The organism is Corynebacterium gerontici (assembly GCF_003813985.1).
Lineage (GTDB): Bacteria > Actinomycetota > Actinomycetes > Mycobacteriales > Mycobacteriaceae > Corynebacterium > Corynebacterium gerontici.
This window is the reverse complement of the sequence record NZ_CP033897.1, coordinates 257952-281608: the sequence shown is the minus strand read 5'-3', so window position 1 is coordinate 281608 and position 23657 is coordinate 257952. Positions and strand designations below refer to the sequence as shown.

Below are 23657 nucleotides of genomic sequence, written 5' to 3'. Positions count from 1 at the left end.
CTCCTTAGTTCACTACGGTTACGCTGCCATCGGCTTCAGTACGCACATTGGCTGTCATTGCCTTTGCTAGATTAATCCTCTCCCACGAAGCTGAGGAATTGTCGAGCGGCATACCGGCCGGACCTGCGGTTTGAGCGAGGATGGAGGCGCGCTGCTCATAGCTCAGCTCAGGGAATGCGCCCAGAAGCAGATCGGGCGCCTGCGGCGGCACCACCATAGGTGCATCCAAGCTGTTCACGGGATCAAAATCGTAGTTCAGACGCTCCGTGTAGCGCTCCACCGCCGCTTGGGGATCCTCCGCCTGGCGCGCCATGCACTCGCTCAGGCTTGCACCACAACGCCATTCGAGCTCGGCACGGATTTCCTGGCCAACGGCTTCAAGGTTGGCGCGCATGCGCTGATCATTCCAACGATCTGCTGCGGCGGCGATTCCCGTCATGCGCCCACCGATGACATCGAGTGGGTAGTGAACTCCAAGCACCATGCGGTGATACCCGGCCGCGGAGCCGCGTTCAAGTAATTGCGGAGCCGCTTCGGGCAGCAGGACCGCCAGCAGTGTGGTTGTCCAAGTGGCTTGGTTGGTGTGACCGGAGGGGAAGGACTTCGAGGTGGGATAAATGTCTTTGCCGGGGACGTCGTAGCGTTTGATCTGATCCGGATGTTCAATATAGGGACGTTCGTTGGCGAAAATTTCTTTCTCGATGAACGTGGAATTTGCCAAGCCGCCTGCACGCGCGGTGACGCCATCGAACATCATTGTGGTCTTGGGCAGGCGCCCTTCTGCCAGCGCATCGCGGAATTGTTGCCCAAGCTCGGAACCGAAAGCATCGGCAAAATGCCCCAGAACCCCTTCGGTATCCGTGGCAGCGTCCTGTTGAGCTCGCGCAATGGTGTCTGCGTCCGCATTGTTGTTGATCTTGACCACTTGGTCCAGATTCGACTGCATCACCTCGGGGTGATTCGCTTTGAGGTCCTTAAATTCCCCAATGACCTGGTCGTAAATCCAGTCGGGGTATGAGCTGCGGTCAGACTGGTAAATCCAGTAGGCGTCAAGCCCAAAGGGCTGGGGTTCCGGCTTTTCGACGCCCCACGCCTGCATCCCAGATGCGGCGAGAGTGGCGGTCAGCAGTGCCGTGGCGATGCGGCGCATGGTGTAAGTCTTCCTTGGCAACATAGGCGAACAATCCGCCCAATATTGTTACCCAAGTGCACGCTCGCGGGCGAGCCTATATCCCCGAATGACCTGCACGATGCCGAAAAATTAACCCAGAATTCACAAAACTGGCCCCAAACGGGGCCAGTAAGATGCAAGTTATTACTTGCCCAGGGTGGTGCCAACAGAGTGCAGGTCCTGGCAAGCCTCAATGACGCGCTCGGACATGCCCTGTTCAGCCTTCTTCATGAAGGAGCGTGGGTCATACACTTTCTTGTTGCCCACTTCACCGTCGATCTTCAGCACACCGTCGTAGTTGGAGAACATGTGACCAACGATCGGACGGGTGAAGGCGTACTGGGTGTCGGTGTCCACGTTCATCTTGATGACGCCGTAGCGCAGGGACTCCTCAATCTTCTCCTTCTCGGAGCCGGAGCCGCCGTGGAAGACGAAGTCGAAAGGCAGGGAGTCATCGGAAAGACCCAGCTTCTTGCGAGCGACCTGCTGGCCTTCCAGCAGCACCTCGGGGCGAAGCTTCACGTTGCCGGGCTTGTACACACCGTGCACGTTGCCGAAAGTAGCGGCCAGTAGGTAGCGGCCGTTCTCGCCGGTGCCCAGGGCGTCGATGGTCTTTTCAAAGTCCTCAGGGGAGGTGTACAGGTTAGCGCCAGCCTTGGCCTCAACGCCGTCCTCTTCGCCGCCGACGACGCCGATCTCAGCTTCGAGGATGATGTGCGCTGCCTTAGCCTTTGCCAGCAGTTCCTGGGCGATTTCCAGGTTCTCGTCGATCGGCACTGCGGAACCGTCCCACATGTGGGACTGGAACAGGGGCAGTTCGCCGCGGTCGACGCGCTCCTGGGAGATGGCGAGCAGCGGACGAACGTACTCGTCCAGCACTTCCTTCTGGCAGTGGTCGGTGTGCAGAGCCACGTTGATGCCGTAGGACTTCGCTGCCTCGTGCGCGAAAGCTGCAAGAGCAACAGCGCCCTTCACCTTGTTCTTCACCGCAAGGCCGGAACCAAACTCGGCGCCACCGGTGGAGAACTGAATGATGCCGTCAGACTCAGCCTCAGCGAAGCCCTTGAGTGCGGCGTTGATGGTCTCCGAGGAGGTGCAGTTGATGGCCGGGAAAGCGAAGCCGCCTTCCTTAGCGCGATCAAGCATCTCGTTGTAGACCTCAGGAGTTGCGATTGGCATAAAAGTGACCCTCCAGTCGAGCGAATCAATGTGTCACTTTTCAAGTATGCCAGCGAAAGCATTCGCTCGCTTGCCCGATTACGAAAAAATCCGCGCAAATTGCGAGAGAAATCCCACATATTCGGGCATGGGCAAACACGAGCCCAACTTAACTGGAGTGAGCAGATACTCGCGCAGCAGCTTCAAGCAGCATCCAGCCGGAGAGCTGCACGGAGAGATCACGCTCGTCAATGCGGACAACTCGGACAATATCCGAAAGCGACGAGCCACCCACACCAAAGTTATGAGGCAAACGAGCATCCTCAGTCCAGTCCGTTGGGAAAACTGGGAGGCCATCGACCTCTAGCCGGTGGGCCCAAACGCTTTCAGCCGAGGCAAGCACCAGCCGCCGCGCAATGCGCTTGGTGGCGATATTGGCGTCATTATCCTCAGGAATCCGTACAGCCAGATCCGCCAGATAGCGAACGAGGATGCCCTTGAACAGACCTCCGTCGCCATCGCCAGTTGCCCAGTCGATCACTCCCGCGGACGTTGCCATTTCTTTTGCAACCGCATGCACCAGAGCACGAGCGTGAGTGAGGTACTGGACGGAAGTTTCATAGTCGTGCTCACGCAGAGCCTCCGCGATCTCCACGCAGGCACCGATGACCACTCCCTGACAATAGGGGTGGGTGGGTTTGACCACCTTCGGGCCTTCCATGGTCATGCGGATACCGTCCATAATCAGGCCGTTTTCCGCCAAGAGATTGTCGATCATCCAATCAACAAGCTCCCGCGCCTGGCGAATATCACCGTTGCGCGCCAGCATGATCGCCGCAGGACCATTGGTTGGAACGTTAAAGAAGTGCTCCCCTACCCGCCACGGCAGCACCCCAGTGGTTGAATCAATGCCGTCAATAATGTTGGCTTCAAGCGCGCGTAGGTACTTCGGTTTGGACTTTCTCTCCAGCTTTTTGGCACGAGCCATGGCGAGCGCCAGCCAGGACTTATCGTCGTAGTACTTATTACGGGTGAGCCTGCCAAGCTGGCGGATACGAAGCCCCAGGAGTGTCTGACGGATTTGAAGTTTGCGCGCTTTGGTTGCGCGGCGCGAGGCTGCGTCGACAAGGCAATCCAAGTAATGAGCCTGCCACCAGTAATGCCACCGGTAGTGAAGTTTTTCCTTCGTGGTGGGCGGCCACGCAACTACCGCCAAATTGGTCTTTGGCAGCAACCACAATGACTGCGCATGCCGCTCATTAATTGCCTGTTCAGCAAGATCTGCGCGATGCAGCCACATCTCAGACACGAAATCTCCCTATCACTTCTTTTACCAAGCGTTACCTAGATCAGCATATTGACGAATCCATGCATGCATCGCAATACCTGCCGCTACGCCCACGTTAATCGAACGGGTGGAACCAAACTGCGCAATGGAACATGTCATCGCTGCTTTACTGCTGGCATCCTCGGAAACACCCGGACCTTCCTGGCCGAATAACAGCAGGCAGCGGCGTGGCAATGCTGCCGTTTCCAGGGGCACTGAGCCGGGGGTGTTGTCGATGGCTACCACTATCAGCCCCTGCTGTTTTGCCCACTCAAGCAGCTCGGCGATATTCGCATGATGCTGCAGGTGCTGGTAGCGATCCGTCACCATCGCGCCTCGCCGATTCCAGCGACGGCGCCCGACAATGTGCACGGTATTCACGGCGAAAGCATTCGCTGTGCGCACCACGGTGCCGATATTGGCGTCGTGCTCGAAGTTCTCAATCGCGATGTGCAGATCGTGGCGGCGGGTATCAATGTCGGCAACGATTGCCTCGCGGCGCCAGTAGCGGTAGGCATCCACGACGTTACGGCGATCCCCTTCGGCGAGCAGTTCTGGATCGTAGCGGGGGTCGTCGGCAAGCTGGCCGGGGCGCTCCTGTTCCCAGGGGCCGACGCCGTGGCGAGATTCGCCCCATTCCGTCGGCCCCGGTTGATCACTCAAGACCAAGATCATCCAACCCCAAGATGTAGCGGTATTCCAAACCCTCGGCGGCGATGACATCGGCGGCACCGGTTGCTCGGTCGACCACGGTGGCAACGCCCACCACTTCCGCACCGGCCTCGCGCAAAGCCGCAACAGCCGTCAGCGGGGAGTTACCAGTGGTGGTGGTGTCCTCAACCACCAGCACCTTCTTGCCCACAATGTCTGGGCCCTCAATGCGGCGCTGCATACCGTGTTTCTTTGCCTCTTTGCGCACCACGAACGCGTCGATCGGGCGGCCCTCAGCATGCATGATCGAGGTGGCCACGGGATCAGCGCCCAGCGTCAGACCACCGACGGCCACGTAGTTGAGGTCGTGGGTGAGCTCGCGCAAGAGCTCGCCAATGAGCCTCGACGCCTCATGATGCAAGGTGGCGCGACGTAGATCAACGTAATAATCGGCTTCCTTGCCGGAAGAAAGCGTGACTTTTCCGTGCACAACTGCAAGCTCTTTCACGAGCTGCGCCAATTGCTGCTTCTTCGATTCGTTCATGTTCACTCATCCTTTTCTAGAGGGTCGGTGCCAAGATCGCGGGCAACGTCATCAAAAATACTGGAACCAGCGCTTAAGTCGCGGAGCACCCGGGTTCCCTGGAAATCACTGGGCTGTGGCTTTTCACCAGTGCCAATGGGATCAATCTCATCACCACCGAGTGGGCGCTGCTCCACCTCCCCCATCGAGATCTTCGCTGCACGGCTGGGGAGCTCCACCACGGTCGCCTCGATCTCCGGCTCAGGGACATTGGCCGCAGTAGCGTCCTGTTCCAGTTCCTGCGCCGGTGGGGTCGGTGGCAGGGGGCGGGTGGGATCCATCTGCTCAAGCGGGACGGGGAGATCGGTATTGCCACGCCTCGGCAACACCATAGCCGCGTCAGCAAGCCAGGTGATGGCCTGGGCAGTTTGATTCCAATCCTGCTGATGATTTGGCTTAGACAATTGCGTGAGGACCCAATCAGCCTCGCACCACACGGATTCAACGGCGTCAGGCAATAAGGAGAAGCAGCGATATGCCCGTTCATCCAACATGCGCTGCACAGCGCCCTGATCACTGCCCATGAGCACAAGATCATCGGCCTGGCCAACGCGGATGAGATCCGGATCCGCTTCGCGCTGCGCCAAGAAGAGCACCTCGGAGGCCGCGTTCCTGCGAGCAGCCATCATAGTGATTCCATTGATTTCGAAGAGGCGAATCTCAGTGCCGCGCGCAGATCCGCTCACTATGTTCTTCGCTGTCCCCTCAGGGCCTCGCTCCCATTCCTGCGCCAAGAGATCATCGCTTTTCTCAAAATCAAAGCCCTGAGATTGAGCCCATTGGCGCTTTTCCCTACGCAAACCGGCAGGAAAGCCCTGGAAAGAAGAACGCTTCGGTTTCGGCTCAGCCGCTGGCGGTCCAGCGCTAAACTCCTCCGGAGACTCCACTTCCTCGGGCCCAAGTTCCGCCTTCACAATGGGCTCCTGCTCAGGCAATGTTTGACGCGGGGGTCGGTTACGTTGGACGTCGAAAAGCCAAAGCGCAACACCGGCGAGCCCGAGGACGGCAGCGAGGAAAAAGAGCATGGGATTGAGTTTAGTCGCCGCGCTCTACCGGGTTTTTCTCATTCGCGCACCACTGCGACCAACCACCGATGTAGTGGCGAGGAATACCAATCCCGGCGATCTCCATCGCCATGATGACCTGCGCCGAGTGGTTACCAGAACCCGAATAGATGATGACGTTCTCGGCCGACTCAATGCCCGCATCGTTGAAAATTTTGCGCAACTCATCTGCGGATTTGAAGGTGAGATCCTCATTGAGCACATCACGAGTGGGGATGTTAATGGCTCCCGGAATGTGGCCCGCCTTGAGGTCAAGGAACTCCTTGCGCCCTGCAAAACGATTGCGCTCACGCGCATCCAGGAGAATGCCGTCGTGCTTTTTCACATCCTCGATGCTGGCCGTGGGCAATTGACCAGGCTGTGAGGTGATATTGGCGTAACCTCGCGGATTGCCGGGCCCGCCGATGAGCTGGTGGCCGGTCGCTTCCCAGTGAGACTGACCACCGTCGAGCACCACCACGTCTTGCACACCAGCCCACTTCAGCACCCACCACGCACGCGCAGCGTAGAGGCCGCGGAAGTTGTCATAGACCACCACCTGGCGGTCATCGGTCAGCCCCCAGCGATTGAACCAACGATCCAAAATATCTTTGGTGGGCAATGGGTTGCGCCCGCCAGCGGAACCCGGCGTACCGGCCAAGGCCGCCGCAGGATCGCAGAACTTCGCAGTAGGAATGTGCTCGGAATTGAACTGGGCAAAACCGCCGCCTTCGTTTGCGGACCACAGGCTAGCAAGCAGGATGTTATTGCTGCCTGAGTGGATGCGTTCAGCCAGTTCTTCAGCAGAGATAGTTACGCTCATGCCCTCCGATATTAAAGGGGGCACCCGCCGAATGCGCATTGAAGTAGATTGAGTCACACTTTTTGGCTTTTCGACGCCCCACGTATTCTGAACAAAGCACCTGCAGCCACCCGAAGAGAGTATTCCTTGGAATTTCGAACGCCCAGCCCGCTCATGACCAAGTCCTCGTGGGCATTCGCTGCCATCCTTGCCTTCTTTGCCACGTGGTTTATACAAAACCGATGGCAAGTCGATGACTTCGCCTCGCTGTGGCTCGCAGGCAAGATCATCGCTGAGGGGATTGATCCCCTGCGAATCTATGACTTCGATCCGCTCGACTTCAGCAACATCGGCACAGGCCCCTGGACAGACCTTGCGCCCAGCATTGCAGACATCTCCCCGCACCCGCACCCCTTCGTCCACATTCCCGCAGTGGCGTGGTTTTTCAGCCTCCTGGCGTCCATCGGCCTCAGCGCAAAAGCGACGGCGCTGGGACTGACCTACTTGAGCTGCTTGGCGTGCGCCATCATCCCCGCGAGCGCTTTCTACCTGTGGCGCGGGCGAACGGCACCAGTGCAAGTAACGCTGCCGGGAATGGTGCTGCTGCTCATCTCCTTCCCCCTGCAATTTTCGCTGTGGCTTGGGCAAACCACGCCCCTGATCGTTGCCGCCGTGGCATATTCGCTGGCCATGGCGCACGTGCAACCAAAACGAGCGGGGCTCTGCCTGGGATTAGTTGCGGCCATCAAGCTCACACCGTTGGCGATTATTGTGCTGTTAGCATTCTTCCCCCGTCGCAGGACTGCCGCCCTGATGGCCGCAGGCACCGCGTCCGTAGTGGTGATCGTCTCCTTCATCACCCTGGGTCCTGAGGTATTCGGGACATGGATCGAAAGGCTGCAAACCTTGCGCTCACAGGTGCAAGTAGGCGGCGCGAACTTGTCGTTGTACTCTCAGCATCTCAGTGAGCAACTTGAACCAGGGCTCGTTGTGCAAAGCGTTGAAAGCTCACGCCTTCCAAGTGGCGTGAAGGTGCTCAACTATGGCCTTGCACTCGGTGCCGCAGCACTTGCCGGCGTTGCTGCATTGTTCAACGAGCGCCGTCGCTTCGCCATCCTGGCCTGCGTGGCGTATTGCTGCACCGTGGTGTTCAGTTCCATCGTGTGGGCTCATTATTTCTGCGTGGCGGCGCTGCTGATCGCTGGCGTGTTGTCGATTCGCGGCCCTCTACGCGATCTCGCTTGGGCACTAGGCGCGGTGGCAGTTGCGATGTACCTGTCACCTTTGGCGGGGACGCTGGGAGTGGAAGATCCCACCTTCGTTGGTACAGATACGATGTTCATCACCACTATTGCGTTGCTCTTTGTCCTCCCACTGTTGGTGCTGGGTGAAGCGTTTATTCAACAACCTGGGCGTCACCGCCGGGCGTAACATCGGTATTCAGGATGTGAGGAGCAAGCACGCTGGTTATCACCACGCAGCGGCTGGTGAAGAAATTCGGGAAGGTCCCAGCGCTCAACGCCACCGATCTTGAAGTTCCCGAGGTCATGGTGTTTGGACTGATCGGCTCCAAAACGGTGCCGGCCAATCCACTCTGATGCGCATGCTGCTGGAACTTTTGCGCCCAACCTCCGGCAGGGTTGAGGTGTTGGGGCGCGATCCCCGCCGCGAGGGCGTAGCGATCCGCAGACAAGTGGGATACCTGCCCGGGGAAATCCATTTGGATCCCCGCCAGAACGCGCAGACGTTATTCAAGGCGTGGGGCGGCACTGAATCCGATCGACGGCAATGAGCTTGAGCGCGCTTTCTCACTCGCTCAACAACTGGAGCTGGATACTGCTCGGCGCACAGGCAAGCTTTCAAAAGGCAATAAGTAAAAAATCGGCATCATCCAGTCGCTCATGCACCGACCCAAACTGCTTATTTTGGATGAGCCGACGTCCGGGCTTGATCCCATCGTGCAACAGCAGGTGCTGGAGCTGTTTGCCCAGGCCGCCCGCGACGGGGCGACGGTGTTTTTGCCCTCCCACATCTTGGGCGAAATTGAACACATTGCAGAGGAGGCCGCAGTGCTGCGCGAAGGCTCGATTGGGCAGACAGTCAGCGTTGCTGAACTGCGCAAAGCCGCAGGGCGTCAAGTGCGTATCACGTTTGATTCGGGCGATGCAGAGCAATTGTGCAGCGAACTGCAGTCCTTCGCCACCGACGTGCAGGTGCGCGAGCACAATGATCAACTGCTGCTCAGCGCCGTGCTGCAGGATCAGGTGGCCGCACTCATCGACTACTGCGCCCGCCACCACGCCATCGACCTACTCTGCGAGGAACCCTCCCTCGAGCAATCGGTGCTCACCATGTACCAGAGGAGCTAAGGATGCTTTTGCTTTTCGACGTCCGCGCCAGCCTTAGAACCCTGGCTTTGTGAGGCGTGGCGCTGCTCGCAGTATTGACGCTGTATAGCTCCTTCTACCCATCCATGGGCATGGACGTAGGCATGGAGCAATTCATCCAAGCGATGCCCAAGGGCATGGTGGATGCGCTCGGTTTTGCTGCGATTACTTCTGGTGCGGGGTGGGTGCACTCCACGTTTTTCTCGTTGCTTGGGTTGTTTGTCCTATGCGGCGCGGGCGTGGTGTGGGGCAAAGGCGCGATTGCAGGCCAGGAAGAGACTGGTGTTCTGGAGCTGACACTTGCCCACGGGATCTCCCGCAGCAGCGTGTACTGGCAGAAGGTGGCGGCCATTGTGGTGCGCTTTGTGTTGCTTGGATTTTTGGTGGCACTTGGTTTGGCGGTACTCAATGGGCCTGCGAAACTCGGCCGCGACTGGGGCAAAGTGCTTGCGGAAATTCTGAGCTATCTACTGATCGGCTTCCTCTGCTCTTGCGTGGCGCTGGCGATTGGTACTGGCACAGGGAAAGCGGGGCCCGCTGTTGGAGGCGGCGCAGCCGTAATCGTGCTGGGCTTCATTCTGGATGCGCTGGGCAAGGCGAACGCCGACCTGGAACACCTACGCAACTTCTGACCACTGAGCTGGGCGTATGAGGAGATCCCACTGCTGCATGGCTTTAATGCCAGCGTGTTGCTGTTGCCTTTGGTTGCCGTGGTAGTGCTGTGCTTGGGTTGGATGGGTTTCCTGCGTAGGGACGTGGGGTAGCTTCCCAACTTCGCAAGCCAACTTCCCAAAGTTGGGAAGCTTGCAGAAGATGAGGCAATTTATGTCTCTACCTGCCTTTCCACAAGCCATCTTTCCGCGCTTGACAGTGACTTTTGCACATTATCCAGGCACCACTAAGGCAAATGGGGCTGGCGACATTCGCATGTTGTCCTCGGAAACGCTCGCTGGGGCAATTCCTACCCTGGTTCAAAATGGCGTCGACTTGGTCGAGCAGAACATGAATACTGCTGCTCTTATCGATGGCGTTTACCGGAAGGACGTTCCCGACTATCCTCTCGTCGCAGTCCGCGAGGCATTGGTCAACGCGTTGATGCACCGCGACTATTCGCCGCAGGCACGTGGCAGCCAGGTACAAATCAACCTGTTCGTTGACCGGCTTGAGATCCTGAGCCCAGGTGGCATATTCGGCAACGTTCGACTGGACCAATTGGGTCACGATGGTGTGAGCTCAACTAGGAATCAGCACATTGCCGGAATACTAGAGAACCTCCATACTGCGCGGGGTGCACTTGCGGAAAATCGCGGAACGGGAATCCAAGCGATTAGGAAGTCGCTGGCAGACAACCTCATGCCTCCCCCCACTGATCCAGGCGGACCTCAACAGTTTTCGAATAACTTTCCAGCGCAGACGGATCGCAGAAGGTGAAGCACATTTGACTTCGGAAGCAATGATCCGCGAGCTTCTCGAAAGCAACTCCAGTCTGAGCACTGCAGAAATTACTTCCAAGCTCGGACTGAGCCGAAGCGCCACGCAGTACGCCTTGAACAAACTGCTCAACGCAAATGAGGTGGAACGAACCGCACCATTGAGGAGTCCCAAGCAGCGGTATAGGAAGGTCACTCATTAGAAACCGGCCCATCCAGCATGAATCCGCTTTGAGAAGTTGAGCTCCATCCTGCAAAGCCCAACGTAGGCCTCCAACGCGATCAAAAAGGGAACTAGCAGGTCTTAGACACCTTTACCGTCCGGCACGACCTCAACGCCGAGGCGAACGATTGCTGCAAGCGACACCTCCTTTGCGATCTTGCGCGACACTCACAAAGGAACCCTTTGCGGATGTACCAAAATTCAGGAATCAAAAGCTCAAATCGAAAGCATCCCTCCGTATACTGCGGAGCTTGCACCTCGGAAACGTTCAGTCTCCTTGGAGCTACGGTGCAAAAGCCTATACTTTTTGAGGTCTAACATCCGGAATCTTCGACACAGACTAGGATCCGATTGCGATTTCAATCCAGAGTGTCAGCTCTCCTTGCAGCCGTCTAGGCTTCAACCTTCGGCGACGGCCTCATTCCCGTCGCCTTCGCTATCCAATCATTCCGCTTGGATAGCTCCGGCAGGCTTCTGACCGCCGCTCTCATCGCACTGTGGTCAGCCAAACTATTGATGGAGAGAATCCCTGCATCGCGCTTCCCGGCACGCGCCATGATTCTCTCCGATGTCGGCCACGCGCTTGCTCAAGGCGGGTTGTTGCTGTGGATGCTCTTCACACCGGAGTACTGGCCTTTCGCCTTCGTTGTTTCCTCGTTCTGCTACGGCCTGTCCACTCCCTGGTTTGGACCGCACCGCTTCTCGCTGTTGTCGGTGATTTTGACCGAGGAGGAGCGCCATAAGGCGAAACCGGCCCGCTGGTTGGCACAGCCCTGGCTGTTGGGCGGGGTTTTCAGGCTGTCTTGCTTATCGACGTCCTCACGTTCCTCATTTCGATCGCGTTGATTGCCTCGTACTGGAACATCCATGCGGCCGAGCAGGAAGAACCTGCCGTGGAGCAGCAAGAAGCGGAGAACCACGTCCTGCCACGCGGGATCACACTGCCAACCTGGGTGAGTTTTGGTCTCTTCACCTGGCTCATGGTCGCTGTGACAATTGGGTTCCTAGGCACCGCTGCACCAACTGTGGTGATGCAGAACTTTCTAGGGATGGTTCGCGGCTGCCGGCGCAGCAGGCTCGCTGCGGGGATCATTTTCCTCCAATTGGGCACCATTGAAGAAGATCCCATGGAACCTCATGCAATTCGGGGTATGCATCGCGTACATCCTGCATCTATTCGCGCTCACTCAAAGCCCCAATTTTGCCCTGATCTCGATAGTGACGGCTCTCAGCGGCGGGCTCGCCGCAATTGCCGGAATCAACTGGGACGTGATTGGCCAATCCTTTGATTGCCCGGAGTTGGTGCACCGATTCGCGGTTCGCGACCAGATCGTGAACACGATCGGCATCCCCACCGGCATGTTGCTGTTCGCGTTACTGGCACCGCAGACGCACGTTGCGTTCTACCTCATCATCGCACTGCTGGCCGCTGCCGGATTGGTGAGCTTGCTTCCCAGGGCTTCCCCAACGGAACAATTCCGCGAAGTCTCAGGATAAGACGGGAGCGTTTTCGATCAAGCATCCAATGATGCAATCACTGTTGCTGCGTACCGTTTTTCGTGGCGAGCGACAGCCTGAATGATCGAGGCCAGCAAAAACTGGCGCGCGGGACTAACTCGTTCCCGCGCGCCGTTATGTTGCCGCCCTTTAGCGGGCCTCTACATCCAACTGCTCGCCACCATCGGCAACGTCCACGTGGACGGTATCGCCGTCGCGGACTTCACCGGCCAACAGCTTCTTGGCCAGTTGATCGCCAATGGCCTGCTGGATCAGTCGGCGCAGCGGGCGTGCACCGTAGGCGGGGTCATAGCCCCGCTCGGCAAGCCACAGCTTGGCGGCATCGGACACGTCCAGTACCAGGCGGCGGCCCTGGAGTCGAGCTGCCAGTTGGCGGATCTGAATGTCCACGATGCTCGTGAGCTGTTCCTCGCTGAGCGGATCGAAGATCACCACGTCGTCCAGGCGATTGACGAACTCCGGCTTGAAGGCGTGCTTTACCGCGTCCATCATCTGCTCCCGGGTGCCACCGGCGCCCAGGTTGGAGGTCAGGATCAACACGGTGTTGCGGAAGTCCACGGTGCGGCCTTGGCCGTCGGTAAGCCTGCCCTCGTCGAGCACCTGCAAGAGGATGTCGAAGACGTCCGGGTGAGCCTTTTCTACCTCGTCGAACAGCACGACGGTGTAGGGGCGGCGTCGCACTGCCTCGGTGAGCTGGCCGCCCTGGTCGTAGCCGACGTATCCGGGAGGGGCACCGACGAGGCGGGCCACGGAGTGCTTCTCACCGAACTCGGACATGTCGATGCGAACCATGGCGCGCTCATCGTCGAACATGAACTCCGCCAACGCCTTGGCAAGCTCCGTCTTACCAACGCCGGTGGGGCCCAGGAAGAGGAAGGAGCCGGTGGGTCGATTCGGGTCGGCAACACCGGCGCGAGCACGGCGCACAGCATCGGATACTGCCTGCACGGCCTCGTGCTGGCCTACCACTCGGGCACCCAACTCCAGCTCCATATTGAGCAGCTTTTCCGTCTCGCCCTGCAGCATCTTGCCTGCGGGGATGCCGGTCCACGCGGAGACGACCTCGGCGATGGTGTCAGGCGTGACTTCCTCGGAGATCATCGTGGTCTCCTGAGTCTCGGCCTCAGCCGCAGCCACTTCCTTTTCCAGCTCGGGGATGCGCCCGTAGCGCAGCTCTGCCACTCGGCCATAGTCGCCGTCGCGCTCGGCAATCTCGGATTCCTGGCGCAATCGCTCCAGCTCTTCCTTTGCCTCGCGGACCTTGTTCACCGCGCCCTTCTCGTTATTCCAGCGTGCCTGGAGTTCGCCGAGCTTCTCGCGCTCGTCGGCAAGCTCTTGGCGCAGCTTTTCCAGGCGCTCCTTGGAGGCAATATCCGTCTCCTTTTCCAGCGCCATCTCCTCGATTTCGAGGCGGCGGACGATGCGCTCGAGCTCGTCGATCTCCTGCGGGGAGGAGTCGATTTCCATGCGCAGGCGCGATGCTGCTTCATCCACCAGGTCGATGGCCTTGTCCGGCAGGAAGCGCGAGGTGATGTAGCGATCCGACAGCGTTGCTGCGGCCACCAGCGCGGAGTCCTGAATGCGCACGCCGTGGTGCACCTCGTAGCGTTCCTTCAGCCCGCGCAGGATACCCACGGCGTCCTCGACGGAAGGCTCGCCCACGAAGACCTGCTGGAAGCGACGCTCCAGCGCGGCGTCTTTTTCGATGTACTTGCGGTACTCGTCCAAGGTGGTGGCACCTACCAGGCGCAGTTCACCGCGAGCCAGCAGCGGCTTAATCATATTGCCGGCGTCCATGGCGGAATCACCCGTGGCACCAGCGCCCACGATCGTGTGCAGCTCGTCGATGAAGGTGATGATCTCACCCTCAGCACTCTTGATCTCATCGAGCACGGCCTTGAGGCGTTCCTCGAACTCGCCGCGGTACTTGGCACCGGCCACCATCGAGCCCAAATCCAGGCTGATCAGCGTCTTGCCCTTCAGGCTTTCCGGCACATCCCCTGCGACAATGCGGCGCGCAAGGCCTTCCACGATGGCGGTTTTACCCACGCCGGGCTCACCGATGAGTACAGGGTTGTTCTTGGTGCGCCTCGAAAGTACCTGCACCACGCGGCGAATCTCCGAATCACGGCCGATCACCGGGTCAATCTTGCCTTCGCGCGCACGCGCCGTGAGATCAGTGGAGTATTTCTCTAATGCCTGGAATTGCCCTTCAGGATCCTCGTTCGTGACTTTCTTGTTGCCACGCACGGAGGGGAAGACCCCCTTGATCACGTCATAGGTCGCGCCGCGCTTGGTCAGCAATGCTGCCGCATCGGACTTGCCACGAGCGATACCGGCGAGCAGCACTTCGGTGGAGACGTAGTCGTCGCCAAGCTCCCCTGCCAGCTCCTGAGCAGCATTAAGCGCATTCAAGGCGTCGCGGTTAAAGTTCGGGTTCGCCATGTTGGAACCCTCGGCGCTTGGGAGCTTTTCGACGAGCCCGCGAGCCTCATCGAGCACCGTCTTCGGATCAACGCCCGTGGCTCGCAGCACGGGAATTGCAATACCGTCTTCCTGGCTCAAAATGGCCGTGAGTAAATGCTCCGGGCGAATATCTGGATTGCCCTTCGCGGAGGCCTGCTGTAATGCCTGCTGCAGGGCCTCTTGAGTTTTCGTTGTTGGATTAAAAGCGTTCATGTTTCGTTGTGTCCTTTCATTTCGCGGTGTTTTCCGCGTTCATAGGACACAACGCCTCAAAAGTTGAGTTTGTTCCACTCAAGTTCAAGATTTTTGCTTGGTCCACCCCAAGAAGAAGGGCAATGCCAAAATCACCAACGCTACCGCCGTGCCCGCGACGCCAAGACCCAGCACAAAGCCACCGATGACGGCCAGCGGCGCCAGGATCGTCATACCGATTTCGAAGGGAGCGAACCCCACATAGGCAACGCCGTATTCGCTCAAGGCGCCGGACTTAAGATCCGGGTCGACGATCTTCAACAGCGCGATACCGGTAGCCACTGCAGCGGTAGCCCAGCCCCAGCCGAAAAGCCCGCGCTCAAACCACTGCTCACCGAAGAACTTCGGAGCAATCACAAGAGTGAAGATCAAGCAATACACCACGCCCAGCACGAAGAGAATGATCAGCGGCACCAGATAACTTGCCACCGCGGCAGGGACGATGGACGCAATGCCAAAGGCGATCAGGAAATCCGTCGAGCCACCGGAGATCGACTTCACGGTCTGCGGATCCAGGTAGTGGGGGCGGCGGATGACCTTGAGGAAGATCACTCCACAGATTCCCGCCACGAAAGAAAGCGCAAAGAGCGGAATGGAAACATCAGGGAAAATGCTGCTGATCCCCTGCTGCGCGAGATACGCAAAAAGCACGGTAACAACGATGAAACCGAAGTGCAGGGCGAGGGGTTCAATGCTCGATGGGTTAGTGGTGGCACTGCCGATGGAGGGGCGGTTTTCATGATCCTCATAGTGACCACTTCGAAGTTCCCAGGGGAGCTCCTTGGGCAAAGTATTGGTGCGGCCAGTTCGAATGGCCCAGTTCGCCATAATAATGCCACCCACGATGGCGGCCAGCGTGCCAACTGTTGCAGAGGTAAAACCGAGAGAAGCTGCAACGCCGGAGTCGTCCAAGGCTCCACCAACGGCTGCCGCGGTGCCAAAACCACCCACGAACCCGACGGGCAACATCATGCCGAACCAGTCTTCGGTGCCCCAGATGGGAGCTACAACGAGTGCGCCAACCAAGATAAAAATGCCCCACTGCCCAAGGAACATGCCGGTGGAGAATGCCCACATGTTGCGCGCTTTCGCGGCTTCACCAGTGTTGAAGTTCATGGTGTAGGGCATCGATGCGAATACTACGGCGATCAGCAGGGTGGAATAGGCGCCGAGCTTGTCGGAAAAAGGAATGATGCCGAGGACTTCGGGGCCGAGAAGCAGGCCAAGAAGTCCGGCGGTGATTGATGCCGGGATCAGCAGTTTGCGAAACCATGCAAAGTGGCGACGCATGAAGGTGCCGACCACCATGAGGATCGAAATAAAACCGACATCAGTCATCATGGTGAAGGGGGTGTATTCCAAGAGGGTTCTCCTAGTGCATTCAGCAGGTACAAGCACATCCTAAGATGAAAGACTTTTTCGCCTGTAATCAGCACCGCTTGACATGTTGTTGATACGTCACCTATATTGTTCGCATGAAAGCATTCGGATTCTTAAGTTTCGGTCACTACAGCCTCAACGGCCACCCCAGCGGCAAGGAAACGCTCAAGCAGGCCCTCGAACTCTCGCAGGCCGCAGACGAGCTCGGCGTGAACGGCGCCTACTTCCGCGTCCATCACTTCGCTCCCCAAAACGCCTCCCCCATGCCTTTGCTCGGCGCAATCGCAGCCACCACCGAGCACATCGAGGTGGGCACCGGCGTTATCGACATGCGCTACGAAAACCCCCTGTACCTTGCCGAAGAAGCCGCCGCCTTGGATCAGCTTGCCGACGGGCGCGTGGCCCTCGGAGTCTCCCGAGGATCACCCGAACCGGCTGAGCGTGGCTGGGAGGCCTTCGGATACACGGGCTCCACAGATCCACGCGGCGCCGATATCGCACGCGAGCACTACAAGAAGTTCCTCAAGGCAGTGCGTGGCGAAGCTATGGCGAAGGCCGCCAGCGCCGGAGAACAGTACCCGCAGCTCTACCGGCCCGGTACGGAACTCCCCGTCCTGCCCTACTCCCCCGGCTTGGATCGACGTATTTGGTGGGGTGCAGCCACCCACGCAAGCGCCGAACAAGCTGCACGTGAGGGAGTGAACCTCATGAGCTCGACTCTGGTGCTCGAAGCAACTGGCCAAAGCCTCTCAGAACTGCAAGCCGAACAGATTAAACGCTACCGTGCCGCATGGAAGGAGGCTGGCCACGATTGGACGCCACGCGTTTCCGTTTCTCGCTCCGTCTTCCCGGTCGTCAGCGAACGGGATCGGCAGATCTTCGGCTTTGGCGAGTCCAAGGATTCCATTGGCATGATCGACGGCACCACCGGCACCTTCGGACGCACCTACGTTGATGAGCCGGACAAGCTCATTGAGCAACTGCTCGACGACGAGGCAGTGCAGGCCGCCGACACTCTCATGCTCACCATTCCGAACCAGGCGGGCGTGGAAATCAACCAGTCCATCCTTGCCAATTTCGCAGAACACGTCGCCCCGGCGCTCGGTTGGAAACCCGCGCAGGCAGGACCCGTGGAAGGCTACCCCGTGCAGTAATCTATTAAGCGTGAGTCACGTAACCGTTGCGCAGCGCCTCGCGGAGCATCGCGAGGCCTTTCGCACGGCCGCTTTTGGGCATCAGCCACACGCCTCATTGCTGTGCGATGCCACCATTGCCGCCAGCAACCAAGATTTGGAGCAGGAGTTTCGCGCCAATGCCCCAGCGATCGCTGCGGCGGGCGTTCGGCAGGTAGACGCGGAAAGAATCAGTGCAGCTATCCGGGAATTCTGTCAGGATCTACCGTTTAGCGAGGTGCTTGAAGCCGAGCGACATGTCCGCGCCGCGGCTAAGGCAATCGAGCACGCCGAACCCGAAACACTCATCAGTGCTCGCGTGCTTCACGTTGAGCGCAGGGCACGTCGAGTCAGCGTGATTCGACTTCTCGCAGATCAGCCACTGCGCTACGCCAGCGGGCAGTACGTTCCGGTGAGCGATCACTTTGGTAGCAGGCGGTATTTTTTCCCTGCCATTCCAGCTAATGAATCAGGGCAAGTTGAGTTCCATATCTTCGGCGAAACCACGGCCCGCCTTGGGGATCGCTGGCTCATTGGGGAGGGCCGAGGCGGATTCCGCTTTGACCCCAACCGTGACAATCTCCTGATTGCCCACAGCACCGGATTCGCAGCCCTTCGCTCCCTGCTGCTCGAACTTTTCTCTCAGCCCGACCCCCCGCGCACACACCTTGCCTTTGCGGCGGAATATCCCGGTGAGCTCTACGAGCTCGCCAGTTTGTGGCAAATAGCCAGCGCCGCACCGTGGCTGATCGTCATGCCCATTGTGAGCAACCCTGTGGACGAGTGGTGGGTCGGAGCAACCTCCCATTCAAAGCCACCGCGAGGCCTCCACCTGCCACAACATGGGCAGGCGGGCGAGGTGCTGGCCGGTTTCGGTTCATGGGGCGACCGCAATATCTTGATCGCCGGCCCGCAAGAGCAGGTGCAGCAAAGTCGCGCCGCCCTCATTCAGGTCGGAGCGCCGCCAGCGCAGATCAGCAGCCAGGATTTCACCTTCCGCCCCTTCTGGCGAAGCAGCGCCACCGAGTTCTAGAGCACCGGTAAGGTCTTGCGTACCTTCGCCACCACCTCCGGATCAATGTCCACCACGAGTAGCTCGGGCGTTGCCCCGGCGCTGGCGATCACCTGGCCAGTTGGATCCAACACTCTGGAGTAGCCAATGCCCGTAGGTGCCTCACTTGGGCGTTCATCTTCCGGACGCGCTTGGCCGCAGGCCACCACGAAGGAGGTGGAATCCAGGGCTCGTGCGGCGCTGAGCAATTCCCATTGACGCTGCTTATCCTCACCGTCATTCCACGATGCGGGTACCAGGATCACCTGGGCACCAGCGCGCGCAAGCTCTCGGAATTGCTCCGGGTAGCGGATATCGAAACAGATGGCAATGCCGAAGGTGACGTCGAAAAGCTCAAAAGTGCACAGCGCTTCGCCGGGACGAACCGTATCCGACTCCCTGTATCCGAAAGCATCGTAGGTGTGGATTTTCTTGTAATTCGCCTGCGCCTTGCCGCGAACGACGGCAACATTGTCGATGCGATTGAAGGCCTTTCCATCGCGTTCCACCTGGTCAGCAGGGCTAAAAACGCCGGCGAGGATGGTGATGCTCGAAGAGTCCGCGATGGATTCAAGCGCCTGCACAAATGGCCCGTCAAGGGGCTCCGCGTTGTGGTCGAGGCGGCCAGTGCCAAAACCCTGCATCGTCGCCTCCGGGAACACCACCAACTGCGCGCCTTGATCCGCAGCGCGTTGGGAGTATTCACGGACGAGCTCCAAGTTCTCGGATTTATCCGCTCCACTAGTAATTTGTGCCACAGCAATTCGCATGATCCACAGCCTAGCGAGTTATCCACAGATTTGGGGGTTTGAGGAAAAATTTTTGGAGTTTGCTTGGTTCCGTCACGACGCCTCGGCAGCATCAAAGACATGCAAGCAACCCAAGAACTTCTCCACTACCTGCATTTTTCCGGCTACTCCCCCAACCGTAGCACCATGAGCCAAAGCCTCAGCGCCCAGGCTCTTCAGCAATTAGAAGCACGCATCCACCAAAATTTGCATCGCGAAGAGCAGCACATCCACGCCTCACACAAGAGCATCGGGACGTTCATCACCAAAGTGTTCAGCATCGATGAACAACTGGAGGCGAGCCTGCGATGAGCCTGCCATTGAAATCCGGGGAACTACTCACCAGCGCACTTTTACATCGCGAACACGCACAAACACTACAAAGTCTCGCGCAGGAGCAACGACAGCGCTGGCAGCAAGGTTTTGCACTCGTTGAAGGTGAGGCTTTTGAGGCGGGACAAGCAATGCTGGGGAGGAATCTCGAGGCGTGGCTCAAGCCTGCGGGAATCTTTGAGCAAGCCAGCGCCATTCTTGAACAAACTGCGAAGGCTCAAGCCGAATTAGAGCAATGGATGCATCGCCTTTCGCACATACCGCAATTCATCTTAGATGCCATCCCGGCGCTCAATGGAACCTTCGCACTGATCAGCGCACTTGGCAATGAACTCGACGCCGCATGTGCCGCAGAATTGAACTCATTGTGCGCCCAAGCCCAAGACACCCCAGCACTAGGCAACCTCGACGGCGCCCAAGTATTGCAGTTGGGTGACGGCACTGCGGTTGTTGCCTTTGGCAGTTTGGATGAAGCGAGCAGCATTATCACCATGGTGCCTGGCGTTGGGAGCTCGAACCCAGAAACATGGCCAGAAAAGATTGAGGACGCACGAACGGTAGCTGCCAGCACCGGGGCGGCCACGGTGGCGTGGATGGGCTACGTTGCGCCGCCGAACGTTGTCGGCGGTATTGCGCACCGCCCAGCGCACCAAGGTGCCGCGGCACTGCAGGAATTTCAGGACTCATTGCGGCAACGCAATCCCGACGCGAAGCTCATCGTCTTGGGGCATTCCTATGGCTCAACCGTCACCGGCTTGGCAGCGCATGAAGGGCTGGAAGCGGACACCATCATCTACGCGGGAAGCCCCGGGGTGAAGGGTTATCCCAAAAACGAAGACACCAAGATCATCGCCACGCTCAACGCCCAGGACCCCATCGGACTCAGCGGCAACAACTTTGGAGCTATCCACGGACTTGATCCAGCCTCAGCGGGGTATCGCAGCGAAAAGTGGCCGATTGCAGCGCGCGGCCATTCCTACGTTGATAAGGCGGAGTTCCTGGAACGGTTGAAAACCGAAGTGGAGTAGATCGGGCTAGTCCAGGAACTTCACCAAAGCGTCAATGGAGGGGCACACGTACCACGCGCCGGAAACAGGCTCGGTGAATCGCGTGATCTCATCGCGCGGGCCACCATCTGCGCCTGCCATGCGTCGAAGCATTTCTTCGGTGCGCCACTGATCAAAACTGAAACCCACAAACACCGTGCCGTGTTCGCGGTGATCGCCGTAGGCAACGTTGCGGCGATAGATTTCTAGTTCCTCACCGTCTACCTCAACCACGGTGCGCGAGACGTGAGAGGAATCGGGCATGATTTCCTCATCCAATTCCTCGCTTTCATCTTTCGTGCGACCCATGGCGAGTTCTTGTTCTTCCACGGGCAACGCCTCCCAAGCGCGGGACTTGTGCTTCCACAATTGAAAGAGCAGCACCGAGGACCCGGCGCCCGGCTCGCCATCGGGAATGGCAATCACGCTGGGAGCTTCGAGCAGACCAGGGTTTTCGGTACCGTCTTCAAAACCGGTGAGGTCGCGATTGGATTCGTAGACCCAACCGGTGGTCTCAGTTTTGAGTTCAAGAACGCCACCGAGTGTCTTGAGCAGGTGCTTGAGTACGTCAAATGCTTGGGAGCGGGTGGAGGCATGAACCCACAGCCAGCCGTCGCACTGAGTGGCGGGCATGGAAAAACCATCTGGGCCTTGTATTGCCTCATCGAAGTCGTGGACGTTGTCGGGAATGTCCTTGGCCTCTGCAAACTGCGCCCACAGGCTGGGTTTGAAGCCCACCACCACATTGGCGCCCGCGGTGGTGGGCAAATTGACAGCCTCGACGATCGCTGCAATGGCTTCCGCTGAAGGCTGCCGCAGATTGAATTCGATGAAGGAGTGGTCAGTGGTACCGATTCCTAGGATTCCGCTTTGATGAAACACTCCTTCATCCTAGCGGGGTCGGGGGTTTAGAACAGCCCGGTGGCGTTTTCGTCGTAGGACACCAGCAGGTTCTTCGTCTGCTGATAGTGCTCGAGCATCATTAGGTGATTCTCGCGCCCGATACCAGATTCCTTATAGCCGCCGAAGGCAGCGTGAGCTGGATAGTTGTGGTACTGGTTCACCCATACACGACCAGCTTGGATGGCGCGCCCTGCGCGGTAGGCGGTGTTTTGGTGGCGAGTCCACACGCCAGCGCCAAGGCCATAGTTGGTGTCGTTGGCGATCTTGATGGCCTCATCGAAGTCCTTGAAGGTGGCGACAGAGAGCACCGGGCCGAAGATCTCCTCTTGGAACACCGTCATATCGTTGGTGCCCTTGAAGATGGTGGGCTCGATGTAGAAGCCACCTTCGAGTCCTTCAATCTTGTTCACATGGCCACCGGTGAGCACCTCGGCGCCTTCCTTGGGGCCAAGCTCCAGGTAGCCGGAAATTTTATCGAGCTGTTCCTTGGAGGCCTGCGCGCCCATCATGGTTTCAGTATCCAGGGGGTTGCCCAGTTTGATGCGCTTTACTCGCTCCACGCCCAGCGCCAGGAATTCCTCGGCGATGGATTCGTGGACTAGGGCACGCGAAGGGCAGGTGCACACTTCGCCCTGGTTCAGTGCGAACATGGCAAGACCTTCCACGCACTTATCGCGGAAGGCGTCGTCGGCCTCCATGATGTCTTTGAAGAAGATGGAAGGCGATTTGCCACCTAGCTCAAGGGTGACGGGGATGATCTTGTCGGCCGCAGCTTTGTTGATCAGCTTGCCCACCTGGGTTGAGCCGGTGAAGGCGATCTTGCCAATGCGATCAGAGCCGGAAAGCGCGGCGCCCGCGTGCTCGCCCAGGCCATTGATGATATTGAGCACGCCTTCGGGGAGAAGGTCGGCGATGAGATCTACCCAAAACAGGATCGATGCGGGGGTTTGCTCTGCAGGTTTAAGCACGATGCAGTTGCCGGTGGCCAGTGCAGGAGCGATCTTCCATGCGGCCATGAGCAGCGGGAAGTTCCAGGGAATGATCTGACCGACCACGCCGATGGGCTCGTGGAAGTGGTAGGCCACGGTGTTGTGATCGATTTGGGAGGTGCGAGATTCCTGGGTGCGGATCGCACTGGCAAAGTAGCGGAAGTGGTCAATCGCCAGTGGAATGTCGGCGGCGAGCGTTTCGCGCACGGCCTTGCCATTTTCCCAGGTCTCTGCCACTGCGAGCTCTTCGAGGTGTTCTTCCATGCGTGCGGCGATCCGCAGCAGCATGTCGGAGCGTTCGGCGGGAGAAGTCTTGCCAAATGCCGGGGCCGCCTTGTGTGCGGCGTCGAGGGCAAGTTCGACATCTTCTTTCTTGCCGCTGGCGACTTGGCAGAACACCTCGCCCGTGATTGGGGTGATGTTGTCCATGTATTCGCCGTCGACAGGCGCGACCCACTGACCGCCGATGAAGTTGTCGTATCGCTTGCGGTACTCGACGATGGAGCCCTCACTGCCTGGATTTGCGTACACAGTCATGGTATGACCTCTCAGCTCGGAAATTGTGATCCACGCCCCATCATACAGTGATTTGCGTTACTGAGCTTTTCGACGCCTCCGCGGCTCCCACATCACCACCGCCGTCGAGCGGGGCACATGCACCAATTCACCACGGCTTGCGCGTTGAGTGCGCTCCAGGCGCTCAATGCGCTCCTGTGCATCTGCAAGCTCTTCGCGCAGGCGAGCATTTTCCTGCTTGAGCTCGATAATTGATTTGATCCCCGCCAGGTTCACGCCTTCTTCTTGGCTGAGGTGCTGCACGGTACGCAACAGTTCCACGTCATTGCGTGAGTAGCGGCGCCCGCCGCCCCGGGTGCGCCTCGGAGTGACGATGCCGAGGCGGTCATAGGTTCGCAACGTCTGGGCGTGCATGCCTGCGAGCTCGGCCGCCACTGAAATAACGAAGACTTCCTCACTCTCGCGCAT

General features: G+C 58.7%; 25 protein-coding genes. 12 read left to right on the top strand and 13 right to left on the bottom strand.

Going from position 1 to position 23657, the window contains the following annotated elements; all coding sequences use genetic code 11:
* Positions 1-4: 4 nt before the first annotated feature.
* From CGERO_RS01315 to CGERO_RS01285, 7 genes are all read right to left on the bottom strand, one after another.
* The gene (locus CGERO_RS01315; RefSeq protein WP_245998850.1) at positions 5-1150 is read right to left on the bottom strand and encodes an acid phosphatase; all 1146 of its coding nucleotides are present in this window, start codon (positions 1148-1150) and stop codon (positions 5-7) included.
* A gap of 165 nt (positions 1151-1315) precedes the next feature.
* The gene (gene fbaA, locus CGERO_RS01310) at positions 1316-2350 is read right to left on the bottom strand and encodes a class II fructose-bisphosphate aldolase (protein WP_123933046.1); all 1035 of its coding nucleotides are present in this window, start codon (positions 2348-2350) and stop codon (positions 1316-1318) included.
* A gap of 148 nt (positions 2351-2498) precedes the next feature.
* Positions 2499-3629, bottom strand: a complete 1131-nt coding sequence (locus CGERO_RS01305; RefSeq protein ID WP_123935836.1) for a glycoside hydrolase family 76 protein — start codon at positions 3627-3629, stop codon at positions 2499-2501.
* Between the two features lie 30 nt (positions 3630-3659).
* The gene (locus CGERO_RS01300) at positions 3660-4331 is read right to left on the bottom strand and encodes a TrmH family RNA methyltransferase (RefSeq protein WP_123933044.1); all 672 of its coding nucleotides are present in this window, start codon (positions 4329-4331) and stop codon (positions 3660-3662) included.
* Complete coding sequence (gene pyrE, locus CGERO_RS01295; protein WP_123933042.1) at positions 4312-4851, bottom strand: orotate phosphoribosyltransferase; 540 nt, start codon at positions 4849-4851, stop codon at positions 4312-4314. The genes CGERO_RS01300 and pyrE overlap by 20 nt, the downstream gene beginning before the upstream one ends.
* A gap of 2 nt (positions 4852-4853) precedes the next feature.
* Positions 4854-5915 carry a type III secretion system chaperone family protein gene (locus CGERO_RS01290; protein WP_123933040.1) on the bottom strand — a complete coding sequence of 354 codons (1062 nt, stop codon included), beginning with the start codon at positions 5913-5915 and terminating at the stop codon, positions 4854-4856.
* Positions 5916-5925: 10 nt separating this feature from the next.
* A complete protein-coding gene (locus tag CGERO_RS01285) occupies positions 5926-6756 on the bottom strand; it encodes a sulfurtransferase (protein WP_123933038.1) in 831 nt (276 codons plus the stop codon).
* A gap of 126 nt (positions 6757-6882) precedes the next feature.
* Here CGERO_RS01285 and CGERO_RS01280 point away from each other — a divergent pair, with 126 nt between their 5' ends.
* From CGERO_RS01280 to CGERO_RS01245, 8 genes are all read left to right on the top strand, one after another.
* Entirely contained in the window at positions 6883-8166 is a 1284-nt protein-coding gene (locus CGERO_RS01280) for a glycosyltransferase family 87 protein (protein ID WP_123933036.1), read from the top strand.
* Between the two features lie 172 nt (positions 8167-8338).
* The gene (locus CGERO_RS01275) at positions 8339-8527 is read left to right on the top strand and encodes a hypothetical protein (RefSeq protein ID WP_164470209.1); all 189 of its coding nucleotides are present in this window, start codon (positions 8339-8341) and stop codon (positions 8525-8527) included.
* Positions 8528-8636: 109 nt separating this feature from the next.
* Positions 8637-9104, top strand: coding sequence for a hypothetical protein (locus CGERO_RS01270; protein WP_123933032.1), 468 nt, complete (start codon positions 8637-8639; stop codon positions 9102-9104).
* A 56-nt stretch (positions 9105-9160) separates the two neighbouring features.
* Positions 9161-9754 (top strand): ABC-2 transporter permease, encoded by a 594-nt coding sequence (locus tag CGERO_RS01265; protein WP_123933030.1) that lies wholly within the window; start codon positions 9161-9163, stop codon positions 9752-9754.
* A gap of 238 nt (positions 9755-9992) precedes the next feature.
* Positions 9993-10553: an ATP-binding protein gene (locus CGERO_RS01260; RefSeq protein ID WP_245998893.1), complete on the top strand. Its 561-nt coding sequence runs from the start codon at positions 9993-9995 to the stop codon at positions 10551-10553.
* Positions 10554-10560: 7 nt separating this feature from the next.
* Positions 10561-10755: a MarR family transcriptional regulator gene (locus CGERO_RS01255; protein WP_123933026.1), complete on the top strand. Its 195-nt coding sequence runs from the start codon at positions 10561-10563 to the stop codon at positions 10753-10755.
* A 473-nt stretch (positions 10756-11228) separates the two neighbouring features.
* A complete protein-coding gene (locus CGERO_RS01250) occupies positions 11229-11621 on the top strand; it encodes a hypothetical protein (protein ID WP_123933024.1) in 393 nt (130 codons plus the stop codon).
* Between the two features lie 291 nt (positions 11622-11912).
* Positions 11913-12272, top strand: a complete 360-nt coding sequence (locus CGERO_RS01245) for a hypothetical protein (RefSeq protein WP_123933022.1) — start codon at positions 11913-11915, stop codon at positions 12270-12272.
* A gap of 150 nt (positions 12273-12422) precedes the next feature.
* Here the strand turns inward: CGERO_RS01245 and clpB are convergent, their stop codons facing one another.
* Positions 12423-14972, bottom strand: a complete 2550-nt coding sequence (clpB, locus tag CGERO_RS01240) for an ATP-dependent chaperone ClpB (protein WP_123933020.1) — start codon at positions 14970-14972, stop codon at positions 12423-12425.
* An 84-nt stretch (positions 14973-15056) separates the two neighbouring features.
* Complete coding sequence (locus tag CGERO_RS01235; RefSeq protein WP_123933018.1) at positions 15057-16373, bottom strand: sodium/glutamate symporter; 1317 nt, start codon at positions 16371-16373, stop codon at positions 15057-15059.
* A gap of 113 nt (positions 16374-16486) precedes the next feature.
* On the opposite strand from CGERO_RS01235, the gene CGERO_RS01230 reads away from it, so the two are divergent.
* Together CGERO_RS01230 and CGERO_RS01225 are read left to right on the top strand one after the other, a co-directional pair.
* Positions 16487-17545 (top strand): LLM class flavin-dependent oxidoreductase, encoded by a 1059-nt coding sequence (locus tag CGERO_RS01230; RefSeq protein WP_123933016.1) that lies wholly within the window; start codon positions 16487-16489, stop codon positions 17543-17545.
* Between the two features lie 10 nt (positions 17546-17555).
* Positions 17556-18596: a ferredoxin reductase domain-containing protein gene (locus tag CGERO_RS01225; protein ID WP_123933014.1), complete on the top strand. Its 1041-nt coding sequence runs from the start codon at positions 17556-17558 to the stop codon at positions 18594-18596.
* Here CGERO_RS01225 and CGERO_RS01220 read toward each other — a convergent pair.
* On the bottom strand, positions 18593-19384 hold the full coding sequence (locus CGERO_RS01220) for a carbon-nitrogen hydrolase family protein (protein ID WP_123933012.1): 792 nt from the start codon (positions 19382-19384) through the stop codon (positions 18593-18595). The two genes, CGERO_RS01225 and CGERO_RS01220, sit on opposite strands and share 4 nt — an antisense overlap.
* Positions 19385-19483: 99 nt before the next feature.
* Here CGERO_RS01220 and CGERO_RS01215 point away from each other — a divergent pair, with 99 nt between their 5' ends.
* Together CGERO_RS01215 and CGERO_RS01210 are read left to right on the top strand one after the other, a co-directional pair.
* Positions 19484-19714: a hypothetical protein gene (locus tag CGERO_RS01215; protein WP_123933010.1), complete on the top strand. Its 231-nt coding sequence runs from the start codon at positions 19484-19486 to the stop codon at positions 19712-19714.
* On the top strand, positions 19711-20763 hold the full coding sequence (locus CGERO_RS01210; RefSeq protein WP_123933008.1) for an alpha/beta hydrolase: 1053 nt from the start codon (positions 19711-19713) through the stop codon (positions 20761-20763). Before CGERO_RS01215 ends, CGERO_RS01210 begins: the two co-directional genes overlap by 4 nt.
* A 6-nt stretch (positions 20764-20769) precedes the next feature.
* Here CGERO_RS01210 and CGERO_RS01205 read toward each other — a convergent pair whose 3' ends face one another.
* Genes CGERO_RS01205 through CGERO_RS01195 form a run of 3 tightly spaced genes read right to left on the bottom strand, consistent with a single transcriptional unit; the run spans position 20770 to position 23657 of the window.
* Positions 20770-21663, bottom strand: coding sequence for a Dyp-type peroxidase (locus tag CGERO_RS01205; RefSeq protein ID WP_123933006.1), 894 nt, complete (start codon positions 21661-21663; stop codon positions 20770-20772).
* A gap of 26 nt (positions 21664-21689) precedes the next feature.
* Positions 21690-23210, bottom strand: coding sequence for an acetaldehyde dehydrogenase ExaC (gene exaC, locus CGERO_RS01200; RefSeq protein ID WP_123933004.1), 1521 nt, complete (start codon positions 23208-23210; stop codon positions 21690-21692).
* Between the two features lie 57 nt (positions 23211-23267).
* On the bottom strand, positions 23268-23657 hold the full coding sequence (locus tag CGERO_RS01195) for a heat shock protein transcriptional repressor HspR (protein WP_123933002.1): 390 nt from the start codon (positions 23655-23657) through the stop codon (positions 23268-23270).